The sequence below is a fragment of the Vibrio mediterranei genome (assembly GCF_900088415.1).
Lineage (GTDB): Bacteria > Pseudomonadota > Gammaproteobacteria > Enterobacterales > Vibrionaceae > Vibrio > Vibrio mediterranei.
Genome location: NZ_FLLQ01000001.1, coordinates 181,798 through 204,153, shown reverse-complemented (window position 1 = coordinate 204,153; position 22,356 = coordinate 181,798). Strand labels below are relative to the sequence as shown.

Below are 22,356 nucleotides of genomic sequence, written 5' to 3'. Positions count from 1 at the left end.
GTTACATGCTCGGTTCTACAGGAACAATCGATTCTTGCATGATTTCGATATGTTCAAATACCTCTTCTGCGCTATCTCCAAAATACGCAATGTGATACATAGCTTCACCTTCCTGTACTAAAGGAATGTTCTGCTTACCAATGATGATCCCCGTACGGTTGGATTTTACTTGGCTGATATTATTTCCTAGCGGGCCATTGATATCTGCCAATGTTTCGCCTTTCTCAACCATAGAGCCAAGTTGTACGTACTCTTTAACAAATCCACTCGCATCTGCACGAGTCCAATCACTGCGGTTAGCGATAAACGGCTCAGTTTTCGCTTTAGAGACACGCTTACGAATCATGCCAAGTGCTTTGAGCACTCTCAAAACGCCTTTAACGCCAGTCTGAATCGATAGTTCATCAAAACGTAACGCTTCACCGGCTTCATAAAGCAGCACTCGAGCACCATGATTTACAGCAGCTTCGCGTAAAGAGCCATCACGGATGTTGGCATTCAACAATACTGGTACTGCAAATGCCTCCGCTAGACGCTTAGTTTCTTCATCTTCAAGGTTGGCACGAATTTGTGGCAAATTAGAACGATGAATCGCGCCTGTGTGTAAATCAATACCATAATCACAATGTGCGACAATGCTTTCTAAGAATGTATGAGCTAGTCGACCAGCAAGAGAACCTTTCTTCGAGCCAGGAAAACAGCGATTGAGGTCTCTGCGATCTGGCATGTAACGGCTTTGGTTTAATACGCCGTAGACATTCACCATAGGTACATAAATTAACGTACCATTCTGGAGTTTTAGGTTCTCTGCGATAAGACGACTGATGATTTCGATACCATTCAACTCGTCACCATGTACCGCTGCACTGACAAACACCACTGGGCCTTCTTTTTTAGAACGAATGACCTGTACTGGTATTGATACTTCTGCATCGGTATATAGCTTAGCTACTGGTATATCTATTTCTTTACGCTCTCCCGGGCGTATTTCTACGCCCGCAATGACAAGCTCTTTTGCCATTTAACCACGTCCTTTTGTTTTGTTGTTGTTAGGCTTGGCATTTTTCTCGATAAACTCGTAAATTAAGCCCGCCACATCTTTACCTGTCGCGTTTTCAATTCCCTCTAGGCCTGGTGATGAGTTAACTTCCATCACTACTGGGCCATTTTTCGATTGCAGAATATCAACACCACACAGGTTCAGTCCCATCGCTTTAGCCGCAGCTACAGCAGTCGCGCGTTCTTCTTTAGAAAGCTTAATAAGCTGAGCACTACCACCGCGATGTAGATTTGAACGAAACTCACCTTCTGCCGCTTGACGTTTCATCGCCGCAATCACTTTGCCACCAACGACAAAACAACGAATATCAGCGCCATTAGCTTCTTCAATGAACTCTTGTACCAAGATGTTAGCTTTAAGACCCATGAACGCTTCGATAACACTCTCAGCAGCTTTGTGAGTTTCTGCAAGCACCACACCGATACCTTGAGTACCCTCTAACAGCTTAATGACAAGCGGTGCGCCACCAACATTCTTGATAAGATCTGGAATATCATCTGGCTTACTAGCGAAACCAGTTCTTGGCAGACCGATGCCTTTGCGTGATAGCAGTTGCAATGAGCGCAGCTTGTCACGTGAACGGCTTATCGCAACCGACTCGTTTACACAAAATGTACCCATCATTTCAAACTGACGTACTACTGCCGTTCCATAGAACGTAATAGATGACCCAATTCGTGGAATGACTGCATCGTATTGAGGTAACTCCTCACCCATATAACGGACTTTAGAGTTACTACTAGTAATATCCATATAGCAATGCAGGGTATCAATGATATCCACTTGATGTCCCCTCGCTTCCCCTGCTTCTTTTAGGCGGCGAGTTGAGTACAAGTTTTCGTTGCGAGATAGAATCGCAATGCGCATGGCAGTATCCTCTTATAGATGTTTAGTTTTATGAGTGTGAAACCCCGGTATCGGACGACCGGAAAGAGCGTGCACCTTAAGAGTTTAGTCGATAAAAATACAACGATTGTTTTTGACCGTTACGACAATTTATTTTTATCGTTAATTACGCAAATTTGGGGCATAAAAAAACCGGCTTTCGCCGGTTTTTGTTAATAAATTCATTCAGATAAAAGGTATGTAATCAAAGTGTTAGAATGAATATTACTTATTAGCCATTTCTTTCTTAACCATTACTACTGCTGCAACTACGAAAGTAATGATGAGTGCTAACTCCATTGAGTTCCCCTTAGATTAAAAAGTTATTTCATACATAAAATTAAGTGCTGGTACCATTTTATCAAAATTACAACAATTTCATACTTTTTATTCACTGCTTAAGGAGATCCAGATCAAAAAAGAGCGCATTATGCGCTCAATTGTTATCAATGGTAATCCAATGTTAATAAAACATTATTCCGGATACCCTTCTGGGTTTTGCGATTGCCACTTCCAACCGTCAGTTGTCATATCTTGTAATGATCGTGTAGCTACCCAACCTAAATCTTTATTAGCTTTACTTGGGTCTGCCCAGCACTCCGCAATATCGCCAGGGCGACGCTCTACAATCTTGTAAGGAACTTGTTTTCCTGAAGCTAACTCAAACGCCTTAACCATATCTAATACACTCGAACCATTGCCCGTCCCAAGATTATAGACGTGCAAGCCTTTTTGATTATTCAGCGTCTTGAGAGCCGCAATATGGCCATCTGCTAAATCCATAACATGAATGTAGTCACGAACACCGGTACCATCTGGCGTCGGATAGTCATTACCGAATACCGAAAGAAATTCACGACGTCCAACAGCAACCTGTGAGACGAATGGCATTAAGTTGTTAGGGATGCCCTGAGGATCTTCACCCATTTCTCCGGTTGGATGTGACCCTACTGGGTTAAAATAACGCAGCAAAGTTATCGTCCAGTCTGGGTTGGCTTTCTGGAAGTCTGTTAAACACTCTTCAACCATTAACTTACTTCGGCCGTAAGGGTTAGTCGCACTTGTTGGAAAACTCTCTGTGATAGGAACAGAAGCTGGATCACCATAAACCGTTGCAGATGAACTGAACACTAAGTGCTTAACTCCGGCTTCTCTCATCGCGTCTACTAAAACTAACGTACCGTTAACGTTGTTATCGTAATACTCAAGTGGCTTTTCAACAGATTCACCAACCGCTTTTAATCCAGCAAAATGAATAACTGAATTGATATTGTGCGCTTTCAGAACTTCCAGTAGCGATGATTTATCGCGTACGTCACCTTGGATAAATGTAGGTCGTGTACCAGACACTTTTTCTATTCTGTCTAGCACAGCTGCTTTTGCATTGTATAAGTTATCGAAAATGACCGGCGTCATACCTGCATTTATTAACTGTACACAGGTGTGGCTACCTATGTAACCAGCCCCACCAGTAACTAAAATATTCATTTGCCAACTCCATGTCTAATCTACAAAGGATTATATGCAATCGAAACTGAATTACGACCATCAATGGTGAGAATTACTCTAATTTATCTTTAATTGATTGATTAATAGGCGATTGCCAACTCTTCAGGGTACCCTCTACTCAACGCGATTTGTTTCGCCCGAGCTTCAATAGCATCAACGTCCTCAATTATTGAGTCCACGTCATTAACTGTAGTGGCAGGAATACCAAACCATTTTTCAGCGATCTTCTTACCGGCAAGCAGCGCAGAAGAGGCTTTCACAATTTCCAGTCGAGCGTAACATTCTCCTTCGAAGCTTACATCTGCAGCTCGAAGGCTTGGGTCGTTGCCCGGAATTTGCTGCGCACCGTACAAAGGTGTTCCAGCTGGCTGAGCTGTCTCAAAGCAAGGAATATATTGACTAAGGTGTTGTATCGCGTTGCAAGCTCGCTGTGTTTGAACTTCCAAAGACCAACCTTTGTCGACTTTGTTAATTAGGTTTTGCGGCAATTGAGGCTGTGCACTCTCTGATGTGGACTGGACAAGTCCTTCATTAAATAAAGTAATGTTCTTAGTCATACCATGAAGTTGAAAGTACCCGCCAGGGTAAGGCGTCAGCTGAGCCATACCTTGTGGCGTACCACGTTTGCCATGAAAAATAATTTCTGGCCATTTTTCATTCTTATGACTTTGCCACTGAGTAACATAAGCGGCTTTAAACTCAACAAGACGCTTTCGCGATAATCTCAGTTGGTCATCAATAATGCCTGTTCTAAAGCCACAGGCATTAATGACAAAATCAAAATGAGCTTCACGACCATTTTCAAATTGTAATGTATACCCCTCACCCAATTGAAAAACACACTGAATGCAGCAACCCGTATGAATGTCCAGGTTTGTTAAGTTATTAGAAGAGAGCTCAACTGATGCCGCCACGCGAAATAGACTTAGGCCGTATTCCTGCACTACGTAAACCGGATACTTAAGCTTGTTCAAATCAGCATGCTTTGCGAAAGGTATTAACCACTCATCGATCGTGGAAGGTTTTTTTGGAGCTTCAAGAGATGCCAAGGCTTTCAATTGCGCAAAGCTAAACTCATGAAAATAGTCTTCAGGACTACCCAGTACTTGGTTAGCTGGATTCGCTTTCACTAATTGTAGGTAGCTTTCTCGAAGTAGTTCTAAACGAGGTAACAAGGACTCCGGCGTACCATCATCATTTTTTGGGACGGCTATAACGGTGGGACGCTTATTGACTGTAGCGGGAAAGAACTTCACGAAGTCTATCGACTGAACTAGCAAATCGAGACATTGTTGCTGGGAAAGCTCACGATACAGATTGCCACCAGCATGCAGATGACAAATTGGTGGGCCGCTAACTAGGTTGTTGTTTTTTTCAAACAGCGAAACACTTAGCCCTTGCTTTGCTAGATAAAGTGCCACTGTCGAACCAGCCACACCTCCACCAATGATTGCAACTCTTTTACCGCTGGTTGCCACCGCTAAATCTCTGTTCATCGCTTAGTTATCGGCGTTATAAAGGAGGTCAATTTTAGCCTTTTAATTTATTAAAAAAAATCACTATTTTTGTGATGTTTTTCTTGACAGTAATTCAGTGCATAACTCAAACCAATGTGTATTTTGAGTGAAATTCCTTTCCATTACCGATAAATCAATGGTTACAGTTTTATGCCAATAATTTTACTATCGAGTTATCCAAGACTTTATCCACCGATTTTGTGGATAACTCATCAAAATCGGTGGCTAACTATTAAGCAAACTGCTTCTGACTTGTAGTAAGCATCTGTCGTATCAATGAAAATAACACTAGTGCTAACGTGACGAAAGCGATTGCAGGTACCATTACCCACGTGGATAAATGCCAACTCCACGGCAATTCAAAACCGAACTTCATGATCGATCCAACTACGACTTCTGCGCCAAAAGTAGCGACGAAACCAGCTGTTATCGCCATAATGCCGTACTCAGCCCATATTGTCCGAACAATTCGTTTTCGACTGGCGCCAAGTGTACGGTACAGACGAATCTCTGCCTGTCTTTGAGATAAGCTCAAACGGAGTAAAGTAAAGATGAGTAACACCCCAGATAAAACGCCCAATGCAGCTAATACGGTAATTGACCAGACTATTTGGCTAAGTAACCCTTGAATCTTCTCTCCCATCAACCGAATATCCATTAAACTCACCGTTGGATGATTTCGTGATAATTCTCCAATCAGAGCATTATCTTTGTCTTCTAGTCGAAAGCTCACTAACCACGCACTTGGGATATCAGCCAACACATCAGGGGTAAAGATGAAGTAAAAGTTTGGTTTCATATCGCGCCACTCAACAAAGCGAATGGAGTTGATTTTTGCCGTTACTTTTTGCCCGTTGATAGTGAATCCAAGTTCATCCCCAAGTTTAAGATTCAGGTTTTCAGCGACCTCTTTCTCTACTGAAACACCGTTAGTTTCAGTCCATTCACCCTCAAGAACCTCGTTATAGGTCGGAAGAGATGCAGCGTAAGTAAAGTTAAGCTCTCTACTTAAGGCATCTTCTTGTTCTAGCCCTTGTTTTTGTCGAGACTGAGCGTCTTCCCCATTAATCTCAGTCAGTCTGCCTCTAGAGATAGGAAACGCCTCTGAACGCTGGATGTTGTTGCCGTCGAGTGCATCTAGGTAAGTTTGCTTCTCATGCTCGCCTATATTAAGCGCAAACGCATTAGGAGCGTCTGCTGGCAGTGTACGCTGCCAATCGCTTAATAAGTCACTTCGAACTAACCAGATGGTCGTTAACAACATTAATGACAGACCTAGCGCACCATATTGTAGTCCAGTATGGCGCTTACTACGGTTGATGCGACTGACCGCTAATTTCATAGAGACAGGCAGCGACACTTTTGAAAGAAGCAAGGTGAAAACAACGCTAATCGCCCCTAGAACTAAAAACAGACCAACAATGCCTGCGAGAACTATCCACACTAAGTTGTTATCACGATACGCAATAAGCAAAGGAATAAGGGGAACGAGAATCAATAGGTAGATGAACCCACCACGCTTCTCATCCGCGCTTTGTAACACCTCTACAGAAGAGACTGAGATAAGTTTATAAAGTGGTATACCCAGAGCTGGTACACCGATACACAAGCTAGAAACGACAGCGATGAATGCTGGCGTCATGCCATAGCTTGGAAGTGGATCGGGTAGCAGGTCAGTAAGTGGCAATCGAAGTAACGTTTCGAGAAGCGTACCCAATACCAAACCTGCAAAGATCGCTAACGCCACCAGCAACAAAGTTTGAATACTAAGCCAGCGAACCAACCATGCTTTGCTTGCTCCTAAGCTTTTTAACATAGCTACAGTTTGTCTTCTGCTCTGGACGTAATTTTGACAAGTCAGAACTAACGTTGTTGCCGCCATAATAATGATGATAGCGACCGTAAGAGACAAGTACTGAGTGGTTCGATCGAATATTTCATTAGTACGACTACCCGAGCTTTGATCTCGCCATCGGTCACTTGGTGTTAGCTCTATTTGGTCTTTTAATGTTGCAATCGCGGTATCGTCACCCGTTAAATAAGCCCTGAATTGAACACGACTGCCCAATTGTACCGCACCCGTGGCATCTACCGAATCTTGGTGAATATATGCAGTAGGCATCTGCTGGAACGGATTAAAGCTAATACCGGGCTCCTCCAAGATGACGCCACTCACCGTTAAATCTGCGTCACCAACAGTGACAACGTCACCCTGACTAACACCAAGCTGCTCAGCGATCCGACTGTCCAGCCATAATTCTCCAGGTTTCACGCGATGCTGAGTACCCGTATCGGTTGCAAGCGTCAACGTTCCTCTCAAAGGAAATCTATCGTCAACTGCCTTAACGGTAATAAGCTGCATGCCATTATCACTAAAAGACATCGTGGCAAAGCGAGTATAAAAAGAAACGTTGAGTCCAGAGGACTCAATATATTGTTGATTGGTTGGCGTTATTGGGTTCGCAGTGATGTATACCGTATCAGCGGTAAGTGCATCTTTGCCCTGCTTGACAATGACTTGCTCCATCCGCTCTGCAAGTGCTGCTAAGCCAAAGATACAGGCAATGATTAGAGTGAGTGAGATAGCAATCGGCCAAAGTTGCCCTTGCTTAATTTCATCAATGCTCCAACTAACTAGCCTTTTGTTAAGTCCTCCTTGTGCCATCGCTTATTCCTCTTCCAACTTTCCAGCATTCATGTGGAACACGCGATCACAACGTTTTGCTAGCGTTAAATCATGGGTAACTAACACTAATGTCGTGCCATGTTCTTTGTTAAGATTAAAAAGTAACTCAACGATCTTATGCGCTGTATTTTGGTCTAAGTTTCCAGTCGGCTCATCGGCGAAAAGGATTTTGGGACTGGTCATGAATGCTCTAGCAATAGCAACACGTTGTTGTTCTCCCCCTGACAATTGCGATGGCAAGTGATCGATACGATGACCAAGACCAACCGACTCTAACAGTGCTTTAGCTTTCTCAGTATCCTCATCTTCTCCCTTCAACAGGCAAGGTAATGTCACATTACCCAAAGCAGATAGACTCGGAATCAACAAAAAGCTTTGGAAAACGAAACCCAAATGGTCACTGCGTATCTTGGCTCGAGCCTCATCATCAAGACTGGATATGTTTTGTTCGAGCAGCTGAATCGTCCCATTTGAAGGTACATCTAGTCCAGCCAACAAAGTCATCAGGGTTGACTTACCTGCACCCGATGTTCCCACGATTGCGATGCTTTCACCCTCTTGAATAGACAGATTTACATTCTCTAGGATTGTTAAATGCTCCGTTTTCGTAGACACTACTTTGGTCACTGATTCAGCTTTGATTATGGAAGAACTCATGATTCGGCAACTTTCCTATTTCGTTTTAATTGTTATTTCCTTGGCCTCTTTTCATGCAAAAGCGGCAACGTTACTCATTCTCGGGGACAGCTTAAGCGCAGGTTACAACATGCGCGCAGAACAGAGCTGGCCAACGATGTTATCTGACGAGTTATCATCAGGTGATGAACCGATGAAGGTCATCAACGGCAGTGTTTCTGGCGATACTACGAGCAATGGCCTCGCCAAGCTCCCAGGTCTTCTTAAACAACACTCGCCAGACTACGTCCTAATAGAATTAGGTGCTAACGACGGCTTAAGAGGATTCCAGCCTAGCATAATCAAGAACAACTTGGCGTCGTTGATTGAGATAAGTCAACAGGCTGGTTCAAAAGTTCTGTTAATGCAAATTCGTATTCCACCGAACTATGGAAAACGTTATGCGTCGATGTTTGAGGGTATCTATCCTGCCCTTGCCCAAGAGTCTGGGGTACCTTTGTTACCCTTCTTCTTAGAGCAAGTCATTATCAAGCCAGAATGGATGATGGAAGACGGATTACACCCAAAACCAGAAGCACAACCGTTCATTGCCCAGTTTGTTGCAGAAAGCATGCAGCCCCACCTTTGACTCTCTCGTTGAAACTTTTTTAAAGTTTCTTCAATTTAAGGGCATCAGATTCACCTTTTTGATGCCCTAGCTCAATATAATTTACAACACTTTACGTTATTCTGTTCCTTTATCATCGTCTTAGATAGGTTGTATAAATGATAATTGAACCGATTATCAGCGGTGTCGTCGCACGGTCAGCCCACCCAGAGGGCTGTAAAAAGGCGGTCGATAACCAAATTGATTACGTAAAGTCTGCCGATCCGATCAAGAACGGACCTAAACGAGTACTCATTATTGGTGCATCTTCTGGTTTTGGATTAGCAGCGAGAATTGCTCTTACATTTGGTGGTGCTGAGGCCGATACCATTGGTGTTTCCTTCGAGCGAGGGCCTTCTGAGAAAGGCGTCGGGTCTGCCGGATGGTACAACAACATTTACTTCAAGAAACGTGCAGAGCAAGCCGGTAGACGCGCTATTAACATCGTTGGAGACGCATTTTCAACGGACGTAAGAGAACAAGTTATAGAGGCTATTGAGACTTACTTTGAAGGAGAAGTGGATCTGGTTATCTATAGCCTTGCTACTGGAGTAAGACCGAATAGCGAAGGTGGCTTCTGGCGTTCTGCAATTAAACCTATTGGAGAGTCTGTTTCCGGTGCAACTATTAACCTAGAAACTGAACAATGGGAAGACACCACTTTAGAGCCGGCCAACGATGAAGAAATTGAAGGCACTCTCAAAGTCATGGGCGGCGAAGATTGGGAAAGCTGGATTGATACTCTGGTTAATTCTGACTCTGTAGCAGATGGATTCAAAACTATTGCATTCTCGTATATCGGCCCAGCAGTAACACACCCTATTTATTTAGACGGAACTCTTGGCCGAGCGAAAGTAGACTTACACCAAACTAGCCATGCCTTAAACTTGGAATTGTCTAATTTCAATGGCAACGCTTACGCTGCAGTTTGCAAAGCACTGGTCACAAAAGCGAGTGTGTTTATCCCGGGTTTGAGCCCTTACCTACTTGCTTTGTACAAGACCATGAAAGCACAAGGTAAGCACGAAGAGTGTATTGAGCAGATGCAACGTTTGTTTTCAACCAAACTCTACGGCCAAAGCAAAATTCCAGTGGACGGTGAGCGTTTGATTCGAATGGACGATTGGGAACTGGATCCAGATATTCAAAATCAAGTAGGTAAGCTACTCGACCAAATGGACGCAGACAATTTCAAAGCCGTTGGTGATTTTGAAGGTTTCCAGCGAACATTCTTGAATCTGAATGGATTTGCCCTAGATGGGGTCGACTATTCTAAAGAAGTTGATGTAGATAGTCTTTATCGATTAAAACCATAGTTTATTGCATCTTTTAACCACAGTCTCAATTTTGAGACTGTGGTTATTCTTATCCCTCTCTACCTACCTGTAAAGCCTCCGTGCATCGCTCGCCGCTAATAGACTACTTATACTTAAAGAATAATAAAGTTCGGTTGAATCAATAATCAGTGATCATTTCAAACCACAGGATGTGGAACTATCTATGCGTAATTATCAAGCGTTAGAACCTTTAGGCTTTCTTTCTGATTCGGATATTCGAAAGATAAGAGGCGTACTTACATTACACGAAAGTGACCGTATGAATGAACCTGTATGGGGATATTGTACACTGCAAAACCAATCGATAGCTTTACAATACATTGACCATAAGAGCGCAACGTCACTATTTCAAAAGGGAGATGAATCCTCTGCCCCCTTTCGATTCCCTTGTAACCATGAATCAATCGCCAAGTATTTTGAAAAGCTTTTAGACAAACTAAACATGGATCTGTCTCAATATACTGTCGATTATCTCGAAATCTTCAACGCCAGCGACAAGCCATTAGGTTTGGCGTTTATCATTCATCAATTTGATAAGGATGCAAAAAACACGCTACGCCTACTAGTCGATCAGATTCAATCCATTGCTGCACAAAAAAAACTCTCACAAACGATTTTGGACATGGAATTAAGCTTTAAAACGTCACTTAAAGAACGTGACCACCAGATTGCTTTGCTTGAACAAAATCTTCAAAACCTAAAATCGAAAAATTCCCTTCTAGAAAGGCAGATGCAGTATCAGAAAAATCATGACTCGGCCACTAACATGTTAAACAGACAGGGGTTGGAAAATGCTCTAGAAGCCTCATTCAACAGTCGGGCTATCATTGACGGTAATGCGTATCTTTCTGTCATTTTTATCCAAATCACTAACGGAGAACGAATTCAAGCCAGGATTGGCTGCGATGGCTTTGATACGTTGCTATCGTTATTGGAACAGAAGATTAGCAAAAACACGCCACACATCCATTACTACGCTCGTATTTCAACGACTGAACTTGCATTAACAACCATTGTTCCCTCTTTCGACGAGCACTTTTTACCCAACCTTTGCCGACAACTGTCCGAAGTAGCACGGCAAGGCATGTTTTATCGCGATCAAGAAGTGCATCTACATGTCTTTATGGGTGTAGCAAACTCGTACCATACCGATAACTCTACAGACCTGATCAATAACGCATTTCACGCTGCAGTATCATGTAAAGAATCAGGGGCAACTGTAAGTACATTCACCCAAGCAGACCAAGATGAGCAGAAAGAGTTTAACCAGCTTGAACACTATTTACTTCAGGCCGTGAGAAATGACGATCTTATTCTTTATTTTCAACCAAAGATCGACTTAAAGAATGATAAATGGATAGGTGCGGAGGTACTGCTGCGTTGGAAGCATCCTGTTTTGGGTGACATCTCCAATGAAGCTCTAATTCATATGGCCGAACAAAATGGGCTTATTGTTGAAGTAGGTTATTTCGTGCTAAGGAGCGCGATTGATAAAGCCTCTGAATGGATTGAAATCGCACCTGATTTCACTCTGTCTGTGAACGTATCTGCAAAACAGATCTGTTCAGCCCGTTTTGCTGACAGAGTTCTCGAGATTTTAGAAAACAATGAGTTACCATCAACCAATTTAGAACTAGAACTCACTGAAAGTTGTCTTGTTTCTAACTTCGAAGTGGCTTATCAAAATATAGTTCGCCTTAAGGGACATGGCGTTCGATTTGCTCTTGATGATTTTGGTACTGGGTATGCTTCGTTTAGCTATCTTCGAAAACTTCCATTCGATTGCATAAAAATAGACAAAGAATTCCTCTCTAACATACTTCACAATGCTCAGGATAAAGCGATACTTCGTTCAATAATCAATATAGCTAAAAAGCTAAACAAGCAAGTCGTCGTCGAAGGTGTAGAAACATCAGAGCAACACCGATTCGTAGCAACCGAGAGTTGCGACGTCGCACAAGGATATTACTACGCTAAACCAATGCCTAGAGATATATTTGAGGCCCATCTCGAAAAACAGTACCCGCCGCCCAAGCAATTCATAATCCGATAAGCTTTTATTTTACAGCATAGTGCTTTACCCGCAGCTGTGAGGCTCCTATAATCCCGCACCAACCTTAAGAAATTCGAGACATTCGACATGGATCTATTAATCGCCAAACTAAAAAAAATCGAGAAGCAAAATTATCGTGCTTACCAGCAAATCAAAGGTAGTTACGATTTCTCTGACTTTGATTTTCATATAGATCATGTTCAATCTGACCCTTACGCAGCGGCATCTCGCGTACGAGCATTCAGACAATGGGCACCAAGCGGTCTTGAATGGTTAAAAGATCAGTCACCAGCTTATCAAATTGCCGCGCGAGACTATATTGCTCGCCAATTTGCTGCTTTTGCAAAGCAAGAGAACAATGTCTCCATTTCATTAACTGGTCAAACGGTGATGGACTCAACAGCCGTTATTTTTACCGACGAAGGGATTGAGCTTCGTTTTCGCGTTAACTTGCCAGCGGAAGGTCGCAGCATCTTAGCGAAGAAAGCCATTAATATGCTGACGTTCCATCTACCAAAATATATTCGTAAAGCGACATTAGAGCGCGAATTAAACATTCAAGAACTTAAGAAGCACTGCGAAGCAGTAGAAGATCAGGTAGCACTACGAGAGCAGCTTGCTGCGAATAACTTAATTGCCTTCGTTGCCAATGGAAGTGTATTACCTCGAATCGCAGGTAACTGTGATTTACCAATGAAAGACGCCATTCCATTCACGTCACCAGAATCACTCGAAGTAACGTTACATCGTCCCAATCAAGGTTATATCAAAGGTATGGGTATCACCAAAGGTGTCACATTAATTGTTGGTGGCGGCTTCCATGGTAAATCGACTTTGCTTAACGCACTTGAACGCTCCATTTACGATCATATCCCTGGTGATGGTCGCGAAGGGATCGTCACCGATGCAGATTCATGCAAAATTAAAGCGGAAGACGGACGCTCAATTCACAATTTAAACTTGAGTAATTACATTAATCATCTGCCGTTTGGTAAACAAACCTCTGATTTCAGTACCCAAGATGCTTCTGGTTCTACGTCTCAAGCAGCATGGCTACAAGAATCCATTGAAGCAGGTGCCAGTGCTATCATGATTGATGAAGATACCTCAGCGACGAACTTCATGATTCGTGATGAGCGTATGCAAGCACTAGTATCTAAAGGTGATGAGCCTATTACACCATTTGTTGACCGTGTTGGGCAGTTAAGAGATGAGCTAGACATTTCAACTATCATTGTTATGGGTGGTTCTGGCGACTACCTAGATGTTGCGGATACTGTGATTCAAATGCATGACTATCAGGCAATTGATGTCACAGAGAAAGCACAACAAGTCATCGCGCTTCATCCAACTGAGAGGCAGAATGAATGTGAGAAACCTCTGGAACTGATTCCACCTCGTCATGTTGATTGCGCACACCTACAGCAGCTATTGATCGATGGAAAATTCCGAGTATCTGGCAAAGGCGCAAACAGTTTACGATTTGGAAAAGAGTTTATTGATGTCCAAGCACTGGAGCAGCTTGAATCAAATTCTGAGCTCAATGCTATTGGTTGGCTATTGTTCCAACTAGCACAACAGCCTGGTTGGTCAACACATCCACCAAAAGCGCTATCCGAACTGCTTCAAGGTGATTGGAGTGCGACTATGCCAAATTCAGGTGATCTTGCAAAGCCAAGATTGGTTGATACGCTAGCGACCTTAAACCGCCTCAGAGGCGCGAAAATGCGTCAGCCGCGTTAATTGGGTTATGCCAAAAGTAGTGAGTCATCAGACTCACTACTCCTTCAATAGTGACCACGCTTCGCAGTAACGTCTAAACTTCTCAGCATCCCCACCTTCACGATCCGGATGCCACTTAAGGGCGAGTTTACGCCACGCTTGTCTTATCTCTCTTTGTGTTGCCCACTCATTTAATTCAAAACACTTAAGCGCAACACTTCGTGACATTGTCACAGATGAAACACCAACAAAATGTTTATACCGTTGCCAAAAGTCCTCTAACAAACGTTTGACCTCTCCTGTATCAGCCTCATAGTGTGACCAATCAAGATAATATTCTCTCAATGGGTTATTTTTATCTATGGCGTGCTCCGTGGAACGGTAAGACAAAAGTTGAATGTTCATAGCTTCGACTTGCAACCACTTCTCGGGTATCAGTAACTCTTGTAGCTGATAAAGGGCATTCATTAGTAAGAAGTTTCGTTTAAAAAGATCTTTTTCTGGAGATTCATCCAATGAAGGTATCAAGCCTGCGTCGGCGAGTTGAGAAGCTAAGGTGTGAATTTTCAAACCATCCACATTGTTCTCAATTAAATGTAATACCGACCAAAGCAAAGGGTTATCTGCTTGTCGATGAGATTTGACTTCGCATTCTGTAGATCCTGTCAATCATCCTCTCCTATTACACTGTGCTTTCATTTAGAGATTAGCACTTCCATCCCTTGAGTACACAAAAAAGGCCAGCATAAAGCTGACCTTGATTCTATTCGTTAGATAACACCTAACTCTCTCAATCGTTCCATTAGATAGCTATCAGCTGTGTATTTATCTGACAGTACAACCTCTGGATTTGGGTGCAAGAATAGTGGTAATGAAATACGAGACTTCTCTTGCTTCTCACCAGTTGGATTGATAACACGGTGAGTTGTCGAAGGGAAGTATCCGCCACTTGCCTCTTGCAGCATATCACCGATGTTGATGATTAAGTTTCCAAAGTCACATGGAACATCCAGCCACTCGTCATCCTTTGTCATGACTTGAAGGCCCGGTTCATTTGCCGCAGGTAAAACCGTCAGTAGGTTAATATCTTCGTGGGCAGCAGCACGAATCGCACCAGGCTCTTCTTTACCAGTCATTGGTGGATAATGCAGTACACGTAGTAATGTCTTTTCACTGTTCTTAATCATCTCAGACAGTTCAATCGAAAACTTGTCACTTACTTCTTTCGGTGCATACTCTTCTACCCAGCCAAGAAGCTCAGCTGCGAATTCATTCGCTCTTCGATAGTAGTCCAAGATCTGCTCTTTTAGTTCTTCTGGGATCTGTCCCCAAGGATAGACATGGAAGTACTCTTTAATATCCTTAACTGAGTGCCCTTTAGCAACTTCAGACACGCTAGGTGGAAAATAACCGTCTTGAGTCTCTACGTTAAAGTGAAACTCATTCTTCCTTTCTGTGCTGAAAAACGTGTGCCAGTTCTGATAAATCGACTCTACAAGTTCTTGAGGAATCGGATGGTTTTTAAGAACCCCAAATCCTGTTTCTCTTAATGAACGTACAAATTGTTCCGCTGCATCTGGTGCTAAATAATCAACCGTTTCTAATTTCATGACTTTGCTTTCTTGTCGTTATGGTTTGACGCAGATGTTAGAAAAAAGTTGGAGTTTTTTCAAAGAATCTATTGTATAGCTGTGTAAACGCTTGCGTGTTTTGTGCTATTCGTCACCAAAATCAGTTACAACTTAATTGAACGGTGTTTTATTAAAGTTATACTACGCTTACTAAAAAGATATTAGATAGCGAATATTATGAATTACAGAACCTCGAGGCGTTACTGCCCTATTCTCACCTTTCTTACCGGTTTATATTGTCTCGTTTTTGTCTTTTCAGCGATTGCGCCGAGCTCGCGAGCAGTATGGGTGGCGGAGATTATTCCTGCGGTGGCCATCTTGTTACTCATCTGGCTGATATCTGCCAAATTCCAGTTTTCCAAACCCGCTTACGTTTTGATGTTCATCTGGCTTGCCCTTCACACTATAGGTGCAAAGTACACGTTCGCCGAAGTTCCTTTTGATTGGTTCAATCATTTAATTGGCTCTGAGCGGAACAACTTTGATAGAGTAGCCCACTTTTCCATTGGCCTTTACGCCTTTCCTATTGCGGAATATGTCTATCGCAATAAAGTAATGAGTAAAATTCCAGCGATCATGTTTGCGTTATTCGCCATAATGAGTCTAGCTGCAGCTTATGAAATCATAGAATGGTGGTACGCCGCCATTGCTGGCGGAGATGAGGGGATCGCCTTTTTAGGCTCACAAGGCGACATTTGGGATGCACAAAAAGACATGCTATGTGACACGCTAGGTGCTATCACGGCATTAACACTTTTTGTTCTAAAAACACCAGCTAAGGCTTAACATTTTGTTTTAACCAATTGAGGTAAGGTCTAAACCCTGCCTCAATGGGTAAGGCTACAATTTGTGGGACTTCATACTCGTGGTTGGCAATAATAGTTCGTTCTAGACGTGAGTAGGCTTCATTAGTCGATTTGATGATCAACAACACTTCTTCGTCATGACAGACTTTCCCTTCCCATACATAGTGGCTACCGATGTTTTGTGTCTGAATGCATGCTGCGAGGCGACTCTCCAACAACACTTTAATTAAGTCATCAGCTTGTTGTTCATTTGATACGGTAGTAAGTACCGTTATGGCATTGGATTTCATCGACTGTTTCCCTATTTCATACGAACTTTTCCACCAACCATTTTGATTGCTGGCGTACCACGAATTAATGTATCCCTGCCGAAAACACTCGCACACTGAGGGCAAACACCGAGCTCATCTGTGAAATCTTCGGCAATCCGTTCCTTAAAACACTTGACCAGCGCGCCCTTTCCACCTTTACGATATCGAAATAGCTTAGTGCCGCATTTTGAACAGAAAATATCGACGGTCTTTACTGGACCTTTTTTATTAGGTTTTGCCATTGTACTAACTGTTTATCTCAAGGTCGTCTGGTTTGACCCACACTTTACTAAAGTCAAACCAGCCTAACGCATTGCATTTGGCATTTTGCAAACTACCACAATGGTCTTTGCTGATACCCAGCCAACAATGAAACATAGGAATGATTTGATAACTTTGAATCAGCTTTTTACCCAACTCTTGAGCTGGGAACTTTTCATTCGATTTTCCACGCCAATCTTCGACGATCTTAGACCATTGGTAAAAGTCTTCAGACTTGGACATATGTTCGATATCACTGTGTCCAAGTAACCAGCCCGCTAATGCTTCCTCGCGCTTACTAGCAATACCCATAGGACGAATCCATATGTCGATATCATCGAATTCCGGAGAATCCAAACCATAGCGCACCAACTTAGTTCGAATACCATCTTGTTTTAATAACTCTTCAATGCCCTTGGCAATCTCAGGGAACGTTGGATGCTCAGCGTAATAGGCAATTCTAATTTCTTTCTCTGCGATATCTTCATACTCAGTCTGTTGCAGCGCTTGTACCTCAGACGTTGGATGATGGTACCATCCAGGCTTAAGACCATGCGCGGGAATCATTCCAAGCTCTTCAATGGTCTTTTCCGGGAGCTTGCGGAATATCGCCAACGAATTGATTTTTTTGCTCAGATAACGAGCCCAATGATCGTCTTTAGCAATGCCAGACACACGATTTAACAACAAATAGGTGCAGCCAGGGTCAAGTTCAATGTCGTCTTGAACTTCAGAGCGAGCTCCAGCAATCGGATCCGCTAACGTAGGGAAAACCAATGTAGAATGCGTTTCGTCGATGACCCATACCTCTACCGTATCCAACAAAGGTCGATAACCAAAGTAGCCATCGAACGCGGATAAAATTAATCGCTTATCATTATTGGTCGTCACACAATAAGGTCCAGTACCAATGGGATATCTATCAAAGTCATCCCCTCGCATACTTTCGGGTGGCAATACCTTGGCCATATTCTCGGCAAAAAGCATCGGAGCTTGAAAATCGGGTTGTGTAAAGTAGACATCAATGACCCATGCTGATGGCGAGATCACTTTGTCCAAATGCTTGTAAAGGTTAGCACCTTTTAGCTTTTCAATACTTTGAATTATGTGGTCAATTTTGAGCAATTCACCGTTATGAAAGCGGATCCCGGGGCGTATGTAAAAACGCCATTGCGTTTCAGAGATCTGTTGCCAATGGTGAGCAATATCCGGTTGTAGTACATCATTCTCGTCAAATTTAGTTAACCCACTGAATACTTGGCGTGCTATATGAATTTCAGAACGGCGCATCGGCTTAGTTGGATTAAGCATCGACAACGCGCGGTAGTATGGAAGTCGAATGACCTGTTTACCGTCTGACTGAGTTACTCCTAGGTAGCTTTGAATGACATTAGATAGTCGACTTGCGTCTTTGTCGAGCACATTTAATGCGTGACCAATACGCCCCTCTTCCAGATAACGCCTTGCCAACGTTTCGCTTACGTCATTTCGATTCTGTTTGAAAATAAGCTGAGAGAGCTTCCCTCTGCCTGCCGCTGGGTGCCACTCAATCCACCCCTCTTCCTCGAGTTTATTAAGCACAATACGGGCATTTCGCCTCGTACAGAACAAAATACCGGTCACATCTTCTAGTTGTGTTTCAGCATCTTGACCTGAAAAGTGCTCAAATAAAATCTCAAATTGCTTTCTTAAGCGGGGACTGCTCATAAAGAGGAAATACCATTCGTTGACTTGGAAATAAGTTTCCTCTTTATTAACTTATTTAGCAAGTTACAGTGTCAAAATCGCTATGCCAGTCTCATCAGAGATAGTACGAATTTGCGTATCACTGTCTAATTTAACAGACCACTTACACTCCGCACCATTGGCGGAAATAACACATGCAGGAACGATAAGTTGTAGCGCATCAACTTGGGCTTGCAAAGTCACACCGCCCACCGCTAGCCGCACCACTACTTCATTTGGCGTAACAATCACCTTACCTTGGGAAAAATCGACGATCATCGGCTAGCCTTTTTGTTCTTTTTCACCGCAATCGTTAAACGGCTGGTACACACCAATCTCTGCTTCTCATCGGTAATATCGATTTGCCAAACTTGAGTTGAAACCCCGAGGTGTAACGGTCTTGCGGTGCCTATTACGAAGCCAGAACGCATTGCTCGCACGTGGTTAGCGTTGATGTCTAGTCCGACACAGTAATGGTCATTATCAACACAATAATTCGCAGCAAGCGAACCTAGAGTCTCTGCTAACACGACAGATGCGCCGCCGTGAAGCATCCCTAACGGTTGATGGGTGATGCTACTTACAGGCATCGTCGCGCTTAACGTGTCATCGGTGAACGCCGTATATTCAATTTGTAGGTGCTCAATTAACGTGTTCTTAGAAGTGCGATTTAACGCCTCTAATGAGATATTCTTCTTCCAAATACTCATCGATAAATCCTATACTTAGGTGAACTAATTATAAGAATGATGCCTGTCGTTAACGCGAATGGCAAATATCAAAATGTAGGTAACACGTTTCCCCTTGTTCCAGCCTAGGGGACGGATAACATTTAAGGGAGTCTTAGATATGAAGACTTGGACAAAGGCTTACTGCTTAGCAGCGATCACCTCTGTTATTGCAGCATGTTCATCGTCTCCAACCGGACGGAACCAACTGATTCTGTTCTCAGACGCGCAAATGAGTCAATTAGGTGCTCAATCTTTCGAGCAGATGAAGAAAGAACAAAAAGTAAGCACAGATAAAGAAGTGAATGCTTATGTTCAATGTGTGGCAAGAACCATCACAGATCACGTGCCACCCCAGCCTGAGTTCAGCGAATGGGAAGTGGTCGTATTCGATTCCGATCAAGTTAATGCCTTCGCACTACCTGGGGGGAAAATTGGGGTCTACACCGGGCTGTTGAATGTAGCAGTCACCCCAGACCAACTCGCTACAGTCATAGGCCATGAAGTGGCTCACGTTTTGGCTGACCACAGTAACGAACGCTTATCACAATCACAACTAGCCAATACGGGACTTCAAATTACAAATGTCGCTCTCGGGGGATCTCAATATCGCGATGTAACGATGGCCGCCTTGGGAGTTGGGGTTCAATATGGCGTGATATTACCTTACGGTCGAACTCAAGAGTCGGAAGCGGATATCGTTGGGTTAGAATTAATGGCGAAAAGCGGATTTGATCCCAATCAGAGTGTTGAGTTATGGAAGAACATGGCAAAAGCATCTGGAGGGAGTCAACCACCAGAACTTCTGTCCACTCACCCGTCTCACGATACTCGTATTTCAGACTTAAGAGCAAAAGCGGCTACGTTACCGAATTACGATACGATTAAACCTAACTGTAAATAATTTAGCTGGGCCACCTCTAAGTAAACGATTCAGCAGAGGTGGTTTGATTAACCATGCACCTTTAGAATGCCGCCCAATCTCTCTAAGACGACTGGGTCGTCTCTTACATTTTCAAACCAAGTATCAGTTGCTGTCGCCAGAGCAAGGCAAATGGTATCGATAGGTATCGCCATTTGTTCATTGATGTTGCTTTCATCCAGCGCTCGATATGCTTCAGGAGTAACAAATCTATATTTTTTGATCATCTTTAGAGACTTATTCATCTCTAAGCTACTACCTGTCTCATGAAAGAAAGCACATCTGAGCGCATACAACTCCTCTCCGCGGAGTTGCAAGATTGTACGTGCTTGTTTATTAGTTTTTTCCGTTAACTGCGAAGAAACCCATATTTGATACCACTTTTGATATCTCGCCCTAGGTTGCTTCTGAGGGTTTTCTAACCTGCCACATATATCGGGTAAAGTGAGAGCAGTTAATAAGGCAGCATACCAATCTTCTCTTTTCAGAGATTTCCTCACTGAGTCGGTAAAGTGTTTCATCTTGAGCCTTTAACATGGTATTAAAAATAAGCACAAAGCGTTATTTTTTTGTCGCTGACATTTTTTTGACAGCTATGAATCAGGTGCCATACTTTTATGTTTCAGTTTATAAAATGCAGTAGTTGAGCACATATGCGCTCAACTACACTCGTTATAATCAATAGCTCTATAAAAGTTATTTAGTATAACTAACTAAAACAATAAAACTGTATCAACCAAGATTAAAACGGATAATATAAGTCATTTTCCGGACCTAGCTCCTCGATTGAAGACTGTGACTTCTTATCATAAACAGCCTTTACAATGACTTTTGAATTATATGAATTTCTAAATAAGACTTCTTTACCTTCACCCACTTTTTTACCATTAATGTAGTAGGTGGCCTCTTTATTTGAAGATAATTTAATATCCTTAGTACTTATTCCAAGCTCTTTATTTATCTCTTTTATAGTAAGTAAAGAAAAAGGTTGTGTATACGTGATTGCGATGCTATAAGACAACGTACCATTAATGTTTAAGTTAGCATCTTCAACCTTCGTTGCATGAACCCTATACTCACCAACCGCTGACTTCATAGCCTGGCTAACAATGTTTGCTTTATTTTTATTAAAACAATCACTTAGAGTCATTGAACTTGAGCAAACAACCTTTCCATCAAAGAAGACTTTTTTCTCCTTATCAGCATCTTGCTTGAGCCTTGTCTCAATATCTTTTTTCAGTTTAGTAAGCTCTAGCTCTTTGCTCTTTTCTATCGCTTGCTTTTCGTCTTCATTATTTTTTATCTTCTTAACAAGTTGAGCTTCTTTATTCGTATCGCTATTTAACTTAGCAACACTTTCATTATAAATAGCAATGTTATTTTGCAGTCGATTAATGAGATACTCGTTAATTTCTTTTTTTTCACTTGTAAGATTAACTAAAGAATTATATGTCGATTCTATATCTTCTTGTTTGTTACCTATTTCATTAATTACTGCATCATTATTATATCGCAGTATATCAATTTCATCATAAAACTGTTTGAGTGTTATATTGACACTTTGGGTATCGAATTTCTCATAGATCTCTTTCTTTTTAGCCAACTCCTCTGGTGACAGTTGCAGTTGAGCAAATGAAACAGAAGGGAGCAAAACAGAGAGAAGTAATACTGGCTTTGTTATGTTCTTCATAATATTTGACGTTTTATTGTTAGTTTACTTAGTTTCAATCATATCTTTGGACATAGATAGAAACAAGCAAACGCTAACATTGTTCTGACATTTATTTCAAAGGTGAGATCGTGGGCATATTTTATTTAGATGATAAATTGGAATCATGAATGTTAATTGTCTACACCTTTGGATCTACAATAAACGAAAACCTAAGGAACAATCAGTATCATGGTTGTCTTTACCGCTGAG

At 42.4% G+C, this 22,356-nt stretch carries 21 protein-coding genes; 6 read left to right on the top strand and 15 right to left on the bottom strand.

Annotation, left to right across the window (positions count from 1 at the left end):
* Position 1 precedes the first annotated feature (1 nt).
* The 6 genes from VME0621_RS00935 to VME0621_RS00910 form a co-directional block, all read right to left on the bottom strand.
* A complete protein-coding gene (locus VME0621_RS00935) occupies positions 2-1,021 on the bottom strand; it encodes a succinylglutamate desuccinylase/aspartoacylase family protein (protein WP_038226967.1) in 1,020 nt (339 codons plus the stop codon).
* A complete protein-coding gene (gene rimK, locus VME0621_RS00930) occupies positions 1,022-1,927 on the bottom strand; it encodes a 30S ribosomal protein S6--L-glutamate ligase (protein ID WP_038226968.1) in 906 nt (301 codons plus the stop codon).
* Positions 1,928-2,419: 492 nt separating this feature from the next.
* Positions 2,420-3,433 carry a UDP-glucose 4-epimerase GalE gene (galE, locus tag VME0621_RS00925; protein ID WP_062461397.1) on the bottom strand — a complete coding sequence of 338 codons (1,014 nt, stop codon included), beginning with the start codon at positions 3,431-3,433 and terminating at the stop codon, positions 2,420-2,422.
* Between the two features lie 101 nt (positions 3,434-3,534).
* Positions 3,535-4,950, bottom strand: a complete 1,416-nt coding sequence (locus tag VME0621_RS00920; RefSeq protein ID WP_062461395.1) for an FAD-dependent oxidoreductase — start codon at positions 4,948-4,950, stop codon at positions 3,535-3,537.
* Between the two features lie 253 nt (positions 4,951-5,203).
* On the bottom strand, positions 5,204-7,636 hold the full coding sequence (locus VME0621_RS00915; RefSeq protein ID WP_062461392.1) for an ABC transporter permease: 2,433 nt from the start codon (positions 7,634-7,636) through the stop codon (positions 5,204-5,206).
* A gap of 3 nt (positions 7,637-7,639) precedes the next feature.
* Positions 7,640-8,314, bottom strand: coding sequence for an ABC transporter ATP-binding protein (locus VME0621_RS00910; protein ID WP_006071725.1), 675 nt, complete (start codon positions 8,312-8,314; stop codon positions 7,640-7,642).
* Here VME0621_RS00910 and tesA point away from each other — a divergent pair.
* From tesA to VME0621_RS00890, 4 genes are all read left to right on the top strand, one after another.
* Positions 8,313-8,921 (top strand): multifunctional acyl-CoA thioesterase I/protease I/lysophospholipase L1, encoded by a 609-nt coding sequence (gene tesA, locus VME0621_RS00905; protein ID WP_038226973.1) that lies wholly within the window; start codon positions 8,313-8,315, stop codon positions 8,919-8,921. The genes VME0621_RS00910 and tesA overlap by 2 nt on opposite strands.
* 137 nt (positions 8,922-9,058) lie before the next feature.
* Positions 9,059-10,255: an enoyl-ACP reductase FabV gene (gene fabV, locus VME0621_RS00900; RefSeq protein WP_006071722.1), complete on the top strand. Its 1,197-nt coding sequence runs from the start codon at positions 9,059-9,061 to the stop codon at positions 10,253-10,255.
* Positions 10,256-10,439: 184 nt separating this feature from the next.
* Positions 10,440-12,329, top strand: a complete 1,890-nt coding sequence (locus VME0621_RS00895; protein WP_062461389.1) for a putative bifunctional diguanylate cyclase/phosphodiesterase — start codon at positions 10,440-10,442, stop codon at positions 12,327-12,329.
* Between the two features lie 87 nt (positions 12,330-12,416).
* The gene (locus tag VME0621_RS00890) at positions 12,417-14,072 is read left to right on the top strand and encodes an ABC-ATPase domain-containing protein (RefSeq protein WP_006071719.1); all 1,656 of its coding nucleotides are present in this window, start codon (positions 12,417-12,419) and stop codon (positions 14,070-14,072) included.
* Positions 14,073-14,108: 36 nt separating this feature from the next.
* Here the strand turns inward: VME0621_RS00890 and VME0621_RS00885 are convergent, their stop codons facing one another.
* Positions 14,109-14,720, bottom strand: a complete 612-nt coding sequence (locus VME0621_RS00885) for a DNA-J related domain-containing protein (protein ID WP_062461386.1) — start codon at positions 14,718-14,720, stop codon at positions 14,109-14,111.
* A 101-nt stretch (positions 14,721-14,821) separates the two neighbouring features.
* Positions 14,822-15,661 carry an isopenicillin N synthase family dioxygenase gene (locus tag VME0621_RS00880; RefSeq protein WP_062461384.1) on the bottom strand — a complete coding sequence of 280 codons (840 nt, stop codon included), beginning with the start codon at positions 15,659-15,661 and terminating at the stop codon, positions 14,822-14,824.
* A gap of 198 nt (positions 15,662-15,859) precedes the next feature.
* On the opposite strand from VME0621_RS00880, the gene VME0621_RS00875 reads away from it, so the two are divergent.
* Positions 15,860-16,468 (top strand): DUF2238 domain-containing protein, encoded by a 609-nt coding sequence (locus VME0621_RS00875; RefSeq protein WP_062461381.1) that lies wholly within the window; start codon positions 15,860-15,862, stop codon positions 16,466-16,468.
* Here VME0621_RS00875 and cutA read toward each other — a convergent pair.
* The 5 genes from cutA to VME0621_RS00850 form a co-directional block, all read right to left on the bottom strand.
* Positions 16,458-16,778 carry a divalent-cation tolerance protein CutA gene (cutA, locus tag VME0621_RS00870; RefSeq protein WP_062461378.1) on the bottom strand — a complete coding sequence of 107 codons (321 nt, stop codon included), beginning with the start codon at positions 16,776-16,778 and terminating at the stop codon, positions 16,458-16,460. The genes VME0621_RS00875 and cutA overlap by 11 nt on opposite strands.
* Before the next feature lie 11 nt (positions 16,779-16,789).
* On the bottom strand, positions 16,790-17,041 hold the full coding sequence (locus VME0621_RS00865; protein WP_062461375.1) for a hypothetical protein: 252 nt from the start codon (positions 17,039-17,041) through the stop codon (positions 16,790-16,792).
* Between the two features lie 4 nt (positions 17,042-17,045).
* A complete protein-coding gene (locus VME0621_RS00860) occupies positions 17,046-18,767 on the bottom strand; it encodes an SgrR family transcriptional regulator (RefSeq protein ID WP_062461372.1) in 1,722 nt (573 codons plus the stop codon).
* Positions 18,768-18,830: 63 nt separating this feature from the next.
* Complete coding sequence (locus VME0621_RS00855; protein ID WP_062461369.1) at positions 18,831-19,064, bottom strand: DUF3389 family protein; 234 nt, start codon at positions 19,062-19,064, stop codon at positions 18,831-18,833.
* A complete protein-coding gene (locus VME0621_RS00850) occupies positions 19,061-19,495 on the bottom strand; it encodes a hotdog fold thioesterase (RefSeq protein ID WP_006071705.1) in 435 nt (144 codons plus the stop codon). Before VME0621_RS00850 ends, VME0621_RS00855 begins: the two co-directional genes overlap by 4 nt.
* A 139-nt stretch (positions 19,496-19,634) precedes the next feature.
* Between VME0621_RS00850 and VME0621_RS00845 the strand changes: the two genes are divergently transcribed.
* Complete coding sequence (locus tag VME0621_RS00845; RefSeq protein WP_065311641.1) at positions 19,635-20,417, top strand: M48 family metallopeptidase; 783 nt, start codon at positions 19,635-19,637, stop codon at positions 20,415-20,417.
* Positions 20,418-20,464: 47 nt separating this feature from the next.
* Here the strand turns inward: VME0621_RS00845 and VME0621_RS26490 are convergent, their stop codons facing one another.
* Positions 20,465-20,680: a hypothetical protein gene (locus tag VME0621_RS26490; protein WP_143696316.1), complete on the bottom strand. Its 216-nt coding sequence runs from the start codon at positions 20,678-20,680 to the stop codon at positions 20,465-20,467.
* A 497-nt stretch (positions 20,681-21,177) separates the two neighbouring features.
* Positions 21,178-22,125 (bottom strand): hypothetical protein, encoded by a 948-nt coding sequence (locus tag VME0621_RS00835; RefSeq protein WP_062463863.1) that lies wholly within the window; start codon positions 22,123-22,125, stop codon positions 21,178-21,180.
* Between the last annotated feature and the right edge of the window lie 231 nt (positions 22,126-22,356).

Coding starts and splice junctions, on each gene's coding strand:
- VME0621_RS00935 (WP_038226967.1), bottom strand. CDS start 1,021: ATGGCAAAAGAGCTTGTCATTGCGGGCGTAGAAATACGCCCGGGAGAG.
- rimK (WP_038226968.1), bottom strand. CDS start 1,927: ATGCGCATTGCGATTCTATCTCGCAACGAAAACTTGTACTCAACTCGC.
- galE (WP_062461397.1), bottom strand. CDS start 3,433: ATGAATATTTTAGTTACTGGTGGGGCTGGTTACATAGGTAGCCACACC.
- VME0621_RS00920 (WP_062461395.1), bottom strand. CDS start 4,950: ATGAACAGAGATTTAGCGGTGGCAACCAGCGGTAAAAGAGTTGCAATC.
- VME0621_RS00915 (WP_062461392.1), bottom strand. CDS start 7,636: ATGGCACAAGGAGGACTTAACAAAAGGCTAGTTAGTTGGAGCATTGAT.
- tesA (WP_038226973.1), top strand. CDS start 8,313: ATGATTCGGCAACTTTCCTATTTCGTTTTAATTGTTATTTCCTTGGCC.
- VME0621_RS00910 (WP_006071725.1), bottom strand. CDS start 8,314: ATGAGTTCTTCCATAATCAAAGCTGAATCAGTGACCAAAGTAGTGTCT.
- fabV (WP_006071722.1), top strand. CDS start 9,059: ATGATAATTGAACCGATTATCAGCGGTGTCGTCGCACGGTCAGCCCAC.
- VME0621_RS00895 (WP_062461389.1), top strand. CDS start 10,440: ATGCGTAATTATCAAGCGTTAGAACCTTTAGGCTTTCTTTCTGATTCG.
- VME0621_RS00890 (WP_006071719.1), top strand. CDS start 12,417: ATGGATCTATTAATCGCCAAACTAAAAAAAATCGAGAAGCAAAATTAT.
- VME0621_RS00880 (WP_062461384.1), bottom strand. CDS start 15,661: ATGAAATTAGAAACGGTTGATTATTTAGCACCAGATGCAGCGGAACAA.
- VME0621_RS00875 (WP_062461381.1), top strand. CDS start 15,860: ATGAATTACAGAACCTCGAGGCGTTACTGCCCTATTCTCACCTTTCTT.
- cutA (WP_062461378.1), bottom strand. CDS start 16,778: ATGAAATCCAATGCCATAACGGTACTTACTACCGTATCAAATGAACAA.
- VME0621_RS00865 (WP_062461375.1), bottom strand. CDS start 17,041: ATGGCAAAACCTAATAAAAAAGGTCCAGTAAAGACCGTCGATATTTTC.
- VME0621_RS00860 (WP_062461372.1), bottom strand. CDS start 18,767: ATGAGCAGTCCCCGCTTAAGAAAGCAATTTGAGATTTTATTTGAGCAC.
- VME0621_RS00855 (WP_062461369.1), bottom strand. CDS start 19,064: ATGATCGTCGATTTTTCCCAAGGTAAGGTGATTGTTACGCCAAATGAA.
- VME0621_RS00850 (WP_006071705.1), bottom strand. CDS start 19,495: ATGAGTATTTGGAAGAAGAATATCTCATTAGAGGCGTTAAATCGCACT.
- VME0621_RS00845 (WP_065311641.1), top strand. CDS start 19,635: ATGAAGACTTGGACAAAGGCTTACTGCTTAGCAGCGATCACCTCTGTT.
- VME0621_RS26490 (WP_143696316.1), bottom strand. CDS start 20,680: ATGAATAAGTCTCTAAAGATGATCAAAAAATATAGATTTGTTACTCCT.
- VME0621_RS00835 (WP_062463863.1), bottom strand. CDS start 22,125: ATGAAGAACATAACAAAGCCAGTATTACTTCTCTCTGTTTTGCTCCCT.